Below are 11,416 nucleotides of genomic sequence, written 5' to 3' on the forward strand. Positions count from 1 at the left end.
CGCATTTGACCACCCAATCTCATGAGCGAGTGGTCGGGCACAATCCGAACTTTGGTGCGTGTCGTAGAGGCGGAAGCTTCGGTTCGTCACCGCAGACAGGCCAGACAGTGCGTCCAAAAATCTGATTGCAGATGCGACTATGGCGCATAGGGGGCGGGTCTCGTCAAGACGGGCTCGCATCCCCATGGAGGAACCCGCAAGGCCCGGGACCGTTGTGAATCCGGCGGCCGATATGGGCGCGCCAGGGGAGGCGACTGCATTGGCGTCAACGGGCGAGAGCATAACGACCGCCGAGTTCAGGTTCGCCTCCGACGGGCAGGTTCCAAACAACCCCGCGCTGTCCCTGCTTCTTCACCGCAAAGCTTTTGACGCCGCGACGCCGCAACCGGCGATCACGGCCGAGGCCCTGTTCGGCGCGAACGGCTGGGGCGGGTTCTGGCGCGACGGCGTCTACGACTTCCACCATTATCACTCGACCTGCCACGAAGCGCTCGGCGTGGCGTCGGGATGGGCCGACATCCGCTTCGGCGGCGAGCACGGCGAAACCGTCCGGATCGAGGCCGGCGACGTCGCCGTGCTGCCGGCGGGCTCCGGCCACAAGCGGCTCGACGCCAGCGACGACTTCCTGATCGTCGGCGCCTATCCTCCCGATCAGCCGTTCGATCTGATCCGCGCCAGCGCCGCTGAACATGACGCGGCCGTGAGGCGCATCGCCGAGGTGCCGCTGCCGGCGACCGACCCTGTGTTCGGGCCGGAAGGCGGCTTGCGGACGCGCTGGCGGAAGGCCGGCTAAGCCGGCCGGGCCGACAGGATCTTGAGGCCGCAAGCGGCGGCGAGCGTGGCCAGCGCCAGAGAAGCCGACAGCCAGATGGCGCCGGCCGCTCCGAAGCGTTCGATGACGAGCGCATACCCGACCGGCGCGACCGCGGAGAGCGCGAAGCTCGGAACGATCAGCCGCCCGACAAGCGTCCCGTAGGTCGCCGGGTCGAGGAAGGCCAGCGGAAGCGTGCCGCGGGTGATGGTCAGCAGCCCGGTCGCTCCGCCGTAAAGCAGCGAGAAAGCGACCGCGACCGGGAGCGAGATCCCGCTCCACACGCCGAACAGGAAGGCCGCCGTCAGGCCGGCCGCCGCGCCGAGATTGAGATCGACCGCGGCGAGCCGTCTGCCGAACAGCACCTCGCAGAGCCGCGCCGAGGACTGGCCGACGCCGCGCAGCGCCGCGATCCAGGCGGCTGCGCCGGCGGCGACGCCGAGGCCCGCCAGCACCCAGACCATATGGGCGGACATGCCGGAATGCAGGGTGTTGGTGAATGCGACGACCATGGCGTAGAGCGCCGCCGCGAGGATGCGATGGCTTTTCGGCGCGGACTGCGGCGCGAGCGCCGCAATGGACGGATCATCGGTCGGAAGCGAGACTAAACGGGCGTCCGGAAGCCCCCAGTGAAGCGGCGCGGTGAGCAGGGCGAAGCCGCCGAAGGCGAGCGCCGCGATCCGCCATCCGAACAGGTCGGCAAGCTCGGCGCCGAACGGCCAGAACACCGTGGAGGCGAGGCCCCCAAGCAGGGTGATCTGCGCCATCGCGGTCTTCGCGCCCGGGCCGCCGATGCGGGCGAGCGCCGCGAACGCCGCGTCATAGAGGCAAAGCCGCATCGCGAGGCCGATGCAGATCCAGGCGGCGTAGTAGCTCACGAATCCCTGCGCGGCGGCGAGCCCCGTGCAGCCGAGCGCGCTCAGCAGCGAGCCGCAGACCATCACCGAGCGACCGCCATGGCGGTCGATCAGTCGCCCCGCGAGCGGCGAGGTGAGCCCCATCACGAGAAGCGCCGCGGAGAAGCCGCCCTGAACCTGCGCGAGGCTCCAGCCGAAGTCGGCCGCGATCCGGTCGCCAAAGGCGCCGACGAGGTAAAAGGTGACGCCCCAGCAGACGAGTTGCCCGACGCCGAGCCGCAGGACGGTCGCGCGGTCGATCACATTTCGAGCCGATCCATGGGATCGGCGCCGGCGCCCGGACCGAGCGCACGCTGCATCACCACGGTGTCGAGCCACCGCCCGAGCTTGAAGCCAACCGCCTCGAGCGTGCCGGCGTGGCGGAAGCCCAGGCTCGCGTGGAGCGCCACCGAGCCATGGTTCGCGCTGTCGCCGATGACGGCGATCATCTGGCGCCACGGCCCGGCTTCGCAGCGCGCGATCAGCTCGGCGAGCAATGCGCGGCCGACGCCTCTGCCTTGGGCGTCCCGGGCGACGTAGACGGAATTCTCGACGGTATGGCGATAGGCGGGGCGCGCCCGATAGCTGCCGGCATAGGCGTAGCCGACGACGGCGCCGTCGGCTTCCGCGACGATGAAGGGCAGGCCGAGCGCCAGAACGTTCGCGCGTCGAGTAATCATCTCGGGCAGGGTCGGCGGAATTTCCTCGAAGCTCGCGAGGCCCGTCAGCACCTCGGGCGCATAGATGCGCTGGACGGCGTCCATGTCGGCCTCCGTGGCGTCGCGGAGCACGAGGGTCCAGGGTTCGGGAGCGGGGGCCATCAGCCGCGTCTCACGCCGGGCTCTGCCGGCATTTTCCCGGCAGGTTCTGGAAGTGGATGTTCTTGAGGCTGGCCTCGAACCACGCCGTCCCGGCTCGTTCGGGATCGTAGCTGTAGATGTCGATCGCGATGTCCTCGTCGTGGCTCGCGGCCTGCGAATTGTCGGGAACGGCGATCGTCGAAGCGATGCGCGGCGGTTCGGCCGTCCGGTCGAACCGCCATTCCGGGCGCAGCGAACCGTCGGCGCCGAAATCGGTCCGCTGGCCGGTGTCCTCGGCGACATAGACCTGCTGGAAGGCGTGGGACTCGTCGCGGCGCACGACGTCGAAATAGAACGCGACGCGGGGGCGCTGCTCGGTGAAGACGTAGAACTGGCAGTAGAGCTTGGGCGAGGCCGTGGAGCCGGTGGTCGTCTGCTGGATTGGCGCCGACGTGCTTTCGGCCTTCTCCGCGACTGAAGCATGCTCGGCGGCGCCCTGCGGCTTCAGGACGACATAGGCCCCACCGGCGAGGACCACGGCGCATAGCGCGGCGACGGGAAGGATCGTCCTCGCCGTCATGCGCGCCATCCTCACTCAGCCCTTCGGCGCGTCCATCATGTCGACGAACCGCTTGAACAGATAGTGGCTGTCCTGCGGGCCGGGCGAGGCTTCCGGATGGTGCTGAACCGAAAACGCAGGGCGATCGGTGAGTTCGATGCCGCAGTTCGAGCCGTCGAACAGCGAGACATGGGTCTCGCGAGCGGTCTCCGGCAGCGTCGTGCGATCCACCGCGAAGCCGTGGTTCATCGAGGTGATCTCGACCTTGCCGGTGATCATGTCCTTCACCGGATGGTTCGCGCCGTGATGGCCCTGATGCATCTTGGTGGTCGTCGCGCCGACGGCGAGCGCCAGCATCTGGTGGCCGAGGCAAATGCCGAAGGTGGGCACCTTCTTCTCAAGCACGCCCTGGATCATCGGCACGGCGTAGACGCCGGTCGCGGCGGGGTCGCCGGGGCCGTTCGACAGGAACACGCCGTCGGGCGATAGCGCCAGAACCTCCTCTGCGGTCGCGGTCGGCGGCAGCACCGTGACCTCGCAGCCCGCGGTGGTGAGCATGCGAAGGATGTTGCGCTTGAGGCCGTAGTCGATCGCGACGACGCGCTTCGGGGCGCCGTCGGGGCGCACGCCATAGGCGCCGGGCCAGGTCCAGCCGGCCTCGTCCCAGCCGTAGCGCTGGGTGGCGGCGACAAGCGGCACGAGGTCCTCGCCTTCGAGGCCCGCAAAGCCCTCGAGCTCGGCCCTGAGGGCGTTCTCCTCGATATCTCCGTCGGCGGCGTAGCCGATCACGGCGTTCTGCGCGCCCTTGTCCCGGACGAGAGCCGTGAGCGCGCGGGTGTCGACGCCGGTGATCGCGACGATCCCGCGGGCCTTCAGCCATTCGTGAAGGTCGCGCGTCGCACGCCAGTTCGACGGGGCGGTGACGTCGGCTGCGAACACCGCGCCGCGGACGCCGGAGGAGGCCGCCATATTGACGGTCTCGACGTCGTCGTCGTTGACGCCGACATTGCCGATGTGCGGGAAGGTGAAGGTGATGATCTGGCCGGCGTAGGACGGGTCGGTCAGGATCTCCTGATAGCCAGTCATCGCAGTGTTGAAGCAGATTTCGCCGGCGGCGACGCCTTCGGCGCCGAGGCCCTCGCCCTCGATCAGCGTGCCGTCCGCCAGCAGAAGCCGGGCTGTGGGGCGCGTCTCATCCCAGCCGCGGGCGGCCGTGTCTTGTCCCGTCATGGCGATTGCCTTAACCGAAGCGCATGAAGCGCCGGCGCGCGCTCCGCGCCGATGCGGCCGGAAACTAGGCGCCGCCCGACGACGCGTCAACCGATCCGCGGCGCGCGCCCGACCTGCACGTTCAAAGGAAGCGAAGACCATGCGCGAGGCGATCAACGCCGCCCTGAAGGAGTCCATGAAGGCCCGCGACGCGGACCGGACCGGAACGCTGCGCATGATGGGCGCAGCAATCAAGGACAAGGACATCGAGGCCCGCGGCCTCGGCAAGGGGACCGCGACCGAGGACGAGCTGAAGCAATTGCTCGCCAAGATGATCAAGCAGCGCCAGGAATCGGCCTCGATCTACGAGGACAACGCCCGGCCGGAGCTCGCCGCCAAGGAGCGCGCCGAGATCGCCGTGATCCAGGAGTTCCTGCCCCAGCAGATGTCGGAAGCCGACGTCGCCGCCGCGATCGACGCCGCCATTGCGGAGACCGGCGCGGCCTCGATCAAGGACATGGGACGCGTGATGGCGGCGCTGAAGGGCAAATACGCCGGCGTCATGGATTTCGGCGCGGCGAACGGGGCCGTGAAGGCGAAGCTCGCCGGTTAGGCGCGTCGGCGACGCCGCCGCGCTGGCGCTCGTCGTTGAGCGAGATCAAGGCGGCGCCGCAGCAGCCATGGTCAGTGGCTCTCCTGTCCAGAGGGAGAGGCCCAATGCCGCTTGAAAGCATCGTCTTCGTCGCCGCCGTCATCGCGATGTTCGGCGTCTTTGCGGGGACGCTCGCCTGGGCGTCCCGTGAAACTCCCAAGTGGAGGGCGGGCGGACTCTAAGCCCGCCCATTCGCTTCGGCCGACGCGCGATCGCGCGATCAGCGCTTTCCGAGCGCGGTCGCGTCGGGGACCACCACGGCGAACAGATCCGCAAGCCCGGCGAGCGCGCCGTCGTGGACCTCCTGCGCCGAGCGCGCCGGTCGGCCGAGCACGCCGGGAAGCGGCCGGGTCGCGGTCGCGTTCTCGACGATCGTGACGCCGTAGCCAAGGTCGACGGCGGCGCGCGCGGTCGAGTCGACGCACATATGCGTCATGAAGCCGGTCAGGATCAGGTTCTTGCGGCCGAGCTTCTCCAGCGCCGGCGCGAGGTCGGGGTTGGTGAAGCCGTTGGGCAGCTCTTTCTTGAACACCGGCTCGCCGTTCGCAGGCGCCGCCTGCGGTGCGATCTCGGCGCCCTCCGTGCCTTCGACGAACACCCCTTCCGACGACGTGTGCGCGACGTGGACGATCGGCGTGCCTGCCGCGCGCGCCTCCGCCAGCAGGCTCTCGATCGCGGCCAGCGCCGGCTGAACGCCCGGCAGCGCGATCGGCCCGCGGACATATTCGTTCTGCGCGTCGATCACGACCAGGATCGCGTCGTCGAGCGAGGCGGGATCAGGAGCGAGGCCGGAAAGCTCGAGCAGTGTCTTGGGGCTGTCGGTCATGCGTTTTCCTCACATCGCGCGCGACAGGCGCGGCGGCCGCATCCTCGCCCAAACGAAGAGCGCCGGAAAGCCGTGCGCGTTCCGGCGCCCGCCTCAGGCGGCGACAGGCCTGGCGGCGACCGTGAGGGATCGATCAGAAGACGCCGAGCACGATCGCGGCGATGAACGCGAAGGCCGCGCAGATGGCGACAACATTCAGTTTTTGCGTCGCGTCCACGGACGCCTCCCGGCGAATGAGCTCCGCCGGACATTATTTAGAGTGATCCGGTAGACAAGAGGGCGCGCGGAGATTTGTTGGGTCCGGAGGGGCGATACGGAAAAAAGTATAAGAATATCAATGTGATAAAAAATTCATGCATCTGTCGAAAATGCGCGGCGGCGTGGCTTCGACGCGGGAGGCAGCGCATTTGCGGCGCACATTCCACCTCCGCGCTGCACAATAAGCCCTCTTCGCTCCGTCTGATCGTCAAGCGCGTATTAACCGTATCGCCCGCATTCTAACGATCATGAAGATCCGGGTGGTGTGCAGCCTCATATTCCTCGCCGGCGTGGCGGCGCTCGCCGGTTGCGGCTTCCTCGAACATGAGGAGCGCGACGCCTGGCGCGGCCAGGCCGAGCAGGTCTGTCTCGCCGGTCGCATCGTGAAGCCGACCAAATTCATCCGGCCGATCGCCGAGCTGGAGGGCCCCGGGACCTGCGGCGTCGAAAATCCGTTCCGCGTCTTTGCAATCGCCGACGGCACGGTCGGCGTGCAACCGAGCGCCCGGATCGGCTGCTCGATGACCGCGGCGCTCGAGACGTGGATGCGCGACACGGTGCAGCCCGCCGCCAAAGCCCGCTTCGGCTCCGAGGTCGCGGAAATCCGCAACACGGCGTCCTACGGCTGCCGAACCCGCAACGACAAGCCGGGCGCGACGCTCTCCGAGCACGCCTTCGGCAATGGGCTCGACATCGGTGGGTTCACGCTGGTCGACGGACGCGAGATTGCGGTGCCGGCCGATGCGCGCACGGCGACCCCGGAGGCGCGGGCCTTCCTGAGCGAGGTCATGGCCGGCGCTTGCGGCGTGTTCAAGACGGTGTTGGGGCCGGGCGCCGAGGGCCGCCGCGAGACCCATATCCATCTCGACCTCGCCCACCACGACCTGACCGGCGAGCGCACCTACTGCCGGCCCAGACCTTCTCTTCCCGGCAAGGCCGCGCCGCCGTCCGGCGCGGGCGATCTGCTGATGAGCTATGCCCCCGGCGGCCGCGACGCCGACATTCCCACCGGCTCGGTCGGCCGCCCTGATGCGGCCCACGACGACGCGCCTGCGGACTACGAACCGGACGAGTGAGCGTCGCCCGTCTCCGGTCGAGAGACCGGGACGAGCTGTCCGCTCCGCCTTATCCCGCAGCGATCTTGGGCTTCGGCATGCCGTAGAGGTGCTCCTCGGCGGGGAAGCGGCGCGCACGGACATCCGCGGCGTAGGCCTCGGCGGCCGCGCGCATCGTCCCGCCCACGTCGGCGTAGCGGCGCACGAATTTCGGCACGTGGCCGAACGTGGCGCCCATCATGTCTTCCGTGACGAGGATCTGGCCGTCGCACTCGGCCGAGGCGCCGATGCCGATGGTGGGCACGCGGACCGTCGCGGTGATCCGGGCGGCGAGCGGCGCGACGACGCCCTCGACGACCATCGCGAAGGCGCCGGCGTCGGCGACCGCACGGGCGTCGGCGACGATGGCCTCGGCCTCGGCCGCCGCCTTGCCGCGGGCGGCGTAGCCGCCGAGCGCGTTCACCGACTGGGGCTGCAGGCCGATATGGGCGAGCACGGGCACGCCGCGCTGCGTGAGGAAGTTGATGGTCTCGGCCATCACGGCGCCGCCCTCGAGCTTCACCGCGCCGCAGCCGGTCTCCGCGAGCAGGCGCGAGGCGCTGCGGAACGCCTGCGCGGGGCTCTCCTGATAGGAGCCGAACGGCAGATCGACGACGACGAGCGCGTGCCGCGCGCCGCGCGCCACTGCCGCGCCATGCGCCGACATCATGTCGAGCGTCACGGGAATGGTGCTCTCCAGACCGTAGATCACCATGCCGAGGGAATCGCCGACGAGCAGCAGATCGCACGCCTCGTCGAGCGCCTGGGCCACCGGCGCGGTGTAGGCGGTGAGGCACACCAGCGGCTCGACGCCCTTGGCGTTGCGGACGGAGGAAACCGTAATAGGCTTCGAGGCCTTGGCTCCCTGCTCGGGGGCCGGTCGACGTGCGCTCATGACGCCATGACTCCTAGGGGCGCATCCCCACCCGGCCGCGTTTCTATGACGATCGCGACGCGGGCGCGACAATCAAGTGGTCGCGCGCCGGAGCATCTTCCATACCGTCTTTCGGACCTGCGCGCGCGATCGCCTGAGGGCCAATCCTGTCCGGTCGCGCCCTTGGCCCGGCGCCGTTAGGATCGCCATCCGAATCGGAGGACTCCCATGTCGTTTTGGGGAAAGCTCGCCGGCGCCGCGGGCGGCTTCGCGCTCGGCGGGCCCCTCGGCGCCATCGCCGGCGCTCTTGTCGGCCACTATCTGCTCGACCGCGAAACCGATCCTGCGGCGATCGCGGCGGAAGAGCGCGATCACAAGAGCCTCGCCTTCACCATCGGGGTGATCGCGCTTTCCGCGAAGATGGCGAAAGCCGACGGCGTCGTCGCCCCGCAGGAGATCGAGGCGTTCCAGAAAATCTTCTCGATCGCCGAGAAGGACGTGCACGAGGTGCGCCACGCCTTCGACGTCGCCAGCAAGGACGTCGCGGGCTTCGACGCCTATGCGACCCAGCTAGCGGAGACCTTCGCCGACGAGCCCGCGACGCTCGAGGACGTGCTGCACAGCCTCGCGCAGATCGCCGCCGCCGACGGGGCGATGCACGAGGCGGAGATCCAATACCTCGAGGAGGTCGGCCGCATCTTCGGACTCGATCGTGCGAGATTCCGGCGCGCGCTCGGCCGCTACGTGCAGTTTCCCGAAACTGACCCCTATGAGGTTCTGGGCGCGGACGCCGCGGCTTCGGACGAAGAGCTCAAGCAGCGCCACCGCGCGCTCGTTTCCGAGAATCACCCGGACCGGGCGATGGCCCGAGGCCTTCCGGCGGAAGCGGTCAAGATCGCGACCTCCAAGCTCGCCTCCATCAACGCCGCGTGGGACGCGATCCGGGCCGAGCGGGGTCTCGCGTGACGGTTTTTGCGGCCGACAGCCGATTCGTCCGGGAGGTCCGGTCCGCCGCCAACCACGACGAGCGGCGCGACGGTCGGCAGCCGGATATCCTGTTGCTGCACTATACCGGCATGGAATCGACCGAGGAGGCCTGCCGCCGGCTCTGCGCTGTCGAGAGCGGCGTATCGTGCCATTACGTCGTGCTGGAAGACGGCGGCGTCCTGCAACTTGTGCCTGAAACGCTAAGAGCGTGGCACGCCGGACTGTCGTCCTGGGAGGACGAGACCGACGTCAATTCACGCTCGATCGGCGTCGAAATCGCCAATCCCGGCCATGAATTCGGCTATCCGGATTTTCCCGAAGCCCAATTGGAGTCGGTGATCGAGCTGTGCCGCGACATTTGCGCACGACGGTCGATTCAACCTCAGCGTGTGCTCGCTCATTCGGACGTCGCGCCGCGCCGGAAAGACGACCCCGGCGAGAAGTTCCCGTGGGCTCGTCTGGCGTCGTGCGGCGTCGGTCATTGGACCGGACCTACTCGGATCGATCACGCTGGCGCGAGCCTACGGGAAGGGGACGAAGGCGACCCCGTCGAGGAGCTGCAAACCCTTCTGTCGCTTTACGGATATGGTCTGGAGATCCATGGCCGCTATGACGCCGCCCTGACGGCCGTCGTGCGGGCGTTCCAGCGCCATTTCCGACCCGCCAGAGTTGACGGCGTCGCGGACTTCTCCACCGCAGATACGCTCCGCAACCTGCTGCGCTCGCTGCCCGACCGCTGAGGCCCGCCGCCTCTTTCTCGACACGCGACAGTCAAGAAGCGACCTAATCATGGTCGAGCGATGGTCATTTTCGACAGGCTTTGGTCCCGGCCTGTGAAATGCCTTTCGGGAGTGTACACATGCGTAGATCGACGGTCGTCGTCGCGTTTCTAGCGGCGACCATCGCCTCGGCGTCAGCTGCGCCGAACCAGGAACGACTTGTCCGGGGGACCAGCGTTCAGTCCAAGACCCAACCAGTGAAAGCGACTACTTCGGCGAACCTCGCCAATTCTAAACATGCAGTTAACGCGCCCGTCGCCCGTCCGGTTCCGCAGATTGGCGGCAGCCCCGCCCACATGGGCGCCGCAGCCTTCACTTCGGCCCGCAACGCCCAGCCCGCGCTTCAGCCGCAGCCGGCCCGGCAGGCGGCCGTAGCGACGCCTTCGAAGCTGCGCCCGGTGGTCCGCCACGCCCGGTACGCCGCCGTTAAGCGCGCGTCGCCCGCCCACGTCTCGGATCGCGGCGCCGAGCGCCGCGCGGCGGCCCGCCGTCTCGCGGCGATCAGCCGTCCGGTTTCGCTCCAGCGCGATATCGACATCCCCGCTCCGACTGCTTCCGTCGCGCCGTCCGGCTCCATTCCGGCGATGGTGACGGCGGAGGCGCGCCGTCAGGGCGTCAATCCCGCGCTCGCCCATGCGGTCGTCAAGGTCGAGTCTCGCTACCAGCCGCGCGCCACCGGCCGCGGCGGCTATGTCGGCCTGATGCAGCTCAGCTACCGCACCGCCCAGGGCATGGGCTTCCGCGGCAGCCGGCAGGCTCTCTACGAACCGTCAAACAACCTGACCTACGGCATGCGCTACCTCGCGCAGGCGGTCCGGCTCTCCGCGGGCAACACCTGCGCGGCCGTCTCGAAATATCAGGGCGGCCACGGCGTCAAAGGCGTGACCCGCGCCGGCGCCGTCTATTGCGCCAAGGTGAAGCGCTTCATGGCCGAGGGCGTGCCGTCCTCCGGCAAGCTCGCCTCGAACTGAGCCCCGGGGCGGCGGCGCTTGACCTGAAGCGCCGCCGCCCGCACAAGACGCCCGCCAGTCGGCTGGACGGCCGCTCCGGTTTACGCCGGGGAGGAAAGTCCGGGCTCCACGGAAGCACGGCGCCGGATAACGTCCGGCGGGGGCGACCCCAGGGAAAGTGCCACAGAGAGCAGACCGCCTTCGGCTTCGGCCGCAGGTAAGGGTGAAAGGGTGCGGTAAGAGCGCACCGCGCGACCGGCAACGGAAGCGGCACGGCAAACCCCGCCGGGAGCAAGACCGAATAGGGGCGACACGGTTTTTCGCGCGCAAGCGAGGAAAGCCAGCCCGCTTCCGGGTGGTCGCCCGGGTTGGTTGCTAGAGGCGTCCGGCGACGGACGTCCCAGAGGAATGGCCGTCACGTGGGCGGATCGGGGGCGACCCCGGCGCGCTCGCCATACAGAACCCGGCTTACAGGCCGGCTGGCGCTGACTTCGACGAGACCGGCCGCTTCCGGCGCTTTGCGGCGGGCGGCCGTTTTCCGTTCGGGGCTTCGGTACCCATTAGCGCGGCGTTTCGGACGGCTCCCGCGTGGGCCGTCGAAACGCCTTCTTAACCCTAAGGAAGTTCTACTCCTGTCGTCGCGCCGGTCGCGAAGCGGTCCTTGTCAGGTCATGCGTCCTGGACCGCATCGCGGCGCGAACGGTCGAGTGTCTCGTTGACG

General features: G+C 68.8%; 12 protein-coding genes and 1 other RNA gene. 7 read left to right on the forward strand and 6 right to left on the reverse strand.

Going from position 1 to position 11,416, the window contains the following annotated elements; all coding sequences use genetic code 11:
• The first annotated feature begins 259 nt into the window (after positions 1–259).
• Positions 260–793 carry a cupin gene (locus tag PKE75_RS02345; RefSeq protein WP_271167083.1) on the forward strand — a complete coding sequence of 178 codons (534 nt, stop codon included), beginning with the start codon at positions 260–262 and terminating at the stop codon, positions 791–793.
• Here the strand turns inward: PKE75_RS02345 and PKE75_RS02350 are convergent.
• The 4 genes from PKE75_RS02350 to carA are packed head-to-tail and all read right to left on the reverse strand — an operon-like array spanning position 790 to position 4,296.
• A complete protein-coding gene (locus tag PKE75_RS02350) occupies positions 790–1,971 on the reverse strand; it encodes an MFS transporter (protein WP_271167084.1) in 1,182 nt (393 codons plus the stop codon). The genes PKE75_RS02345 and PKE75_RS02350 overlap by 4 nt on opposite strands.
• Complete coding sequence (locus tag PKE75_RS02355; protein WP_271167085.1) at positions 1,968–2,528, reverse strand: GNAT family N-acetyltransferase; 561 nt, start codon at positions 2,526–2,528, stop codon at positions 1,968–1,970. The genes PKE75_RS02350 and PKE75_RS02355 overlap by 4 nt, the downstream gene beginning before the upstream one ends.
• Before the next feature lie 10 nt (positions 2,529–2,538).
• Complete coding sequence (locus PKE75_RS02360) at positions 2,539–3,087, reverse strand: hypothetical protein (RefSeq protein WP_271167086.1); 549 nt, start codon at positions 3,085–3,087, stop codon at positions 2,539–2,541.
• Between the two features lie 15 nt (positions 3,088–3,102).
• Positions 3,103–4,296 carry a glutamine-hydrolyzing carbamoyl-phosphate synthase small subunit gene (gene carA / locus PKE75_RS02365; protein WP_271167087.1) on the reverse strand — a complete coding sequence of 398 codons (1,194 nt, stop codon included), beginning with the start codon at positions 4,294–4,296 and terminating at the stop codon, positions 3,103–3,105.
• Between the two features lie 139 nt (positions 4,297–4,435).
• On the opposite strand from carA, the gene PKE75_RS02370 reads away from it, so the two are divergent.
• Positions 4,436–4,888, forward strand: coding sequence for a GatB/YqeY domain-containing protein (locus PKE75_RS02370; RefSeq protein WP_271167088.1), 453 nt, complete (start codon positions 4,436–4,438; stop codon positions 4,886–4,888).
• 259 nt (positions 4,889–5,147) lie between these two features.
• Here PKE75_RS02370 and PKE75_RS02375 read toward each other — a convergent pair whose 3' ends face one another.
• Entirely contained in the window at positions 5,148–5,753 is a 606-nt protein-coding gene (locus PKE75_RS02375) for a cysteine hydrolase family protein (RefSeq protein WP_271167089.1), read from the reverse strand.
• Between the two features lie 521 nt (positions 5,754–6,274).
• Here PKE75_RS02375 and PKE75_RS02380 point away from each other — a divergent pair.
• Positions 6,275–7,087 carry an extensin-like domain-containing protein gene (locus PKE75_RS02380; RefSeq protein ID WP_271167090.1) on the forward strand — a complete coding sequence of 271 codons (813 nt, stop codon included), beginning with the start codon at positions 6,275–6,277 and terminating at the stop codon, positions 7,085–7,087.
• A 49-nt stretch (positions 7,088–7,136) separates the two neighbouring features.
• Here PKE75_RS02380 and panB read toward each other — a convergent pair whose 3' ends face one another.
• Positions 7,137–8,000, reverse strand: a complete 864-nt coding sequence (gene panB / locus PKE75_RS02385) for a 3-methyl-2-oxobutanoate hydroxymethyltransferase (protein ID WP_271167091.1) — start codon at positions 7,998–8,000, stop codon at positions 7,137–7,139.
• A gap of 207 nt (positions 8,001–8,207) precedes the next feature.
• Here panB and PKE75_RS02390 point away from each other — a divergent pair, with 207 nt between their 5' ends.
• The 4 genes from PKE75_RS02390 (at position 8,208) to rnpB (ending at position 11,182) form a co-directional block, all read left to right on the forward strand.
• A complete protein-coding gene (locus PKE75_RS02390) occupies positions 8,208–8,945 on the forward strand; it encodes a TerB family tellurite resistance protein (RefSeq protein WP_271167092.1) in 738 nt (245 codons plus the stop codon).
• Positions 8,942–9,706, forward strand: coding sequence for an N-acetylmuramoyl-L-alanine amidase (locus tag PKE75_RS02395; protein WP_271167093.1), 765 nt, complete (start codon positions 8,942–8,944; stop codon positions 9,704–9,706). The genes PKE75_RS02390 and PKE75_RS02395 overlap by 4 nt, the downstream gene beginning before the upstream one ends.
• 335 nt (positions 9,707–10,041) lie before the next feature.
• Positions 10,042–10,716, forward strand: coding sequence for a lytic transglycosylase domain-containing protein (locus PKE75_RS02400; RefSeq protein WP_271167094.1), 675 nt, complete (start codon positions 10,042–10,044; stop codon positions 10,714–10,716).
• A gap of 54 nt (positions 10,717–10,770) precedes the next feature.
• Positions 10,771–11,182, forward strand: an RNA gene (gene rnpB, locus PKE75_RS02405) — RNase P RNA component class A.
• The last annotated feature ends 234 nt before the right edge of the window (positions 11,183–11,416 follow it).

The sequence above is a fragment of the Hansschlegelia plantiphila genome, assembly GCF_027922265.1.
In the GTDB taxonomy this organism is placed as follows: domain Bacteria; phylum Pseudomonadota; class Alphaproteobacteria; order Rhizobiales; family Methylopilaceae; genus Methylopila; species Methylopila plantiphila.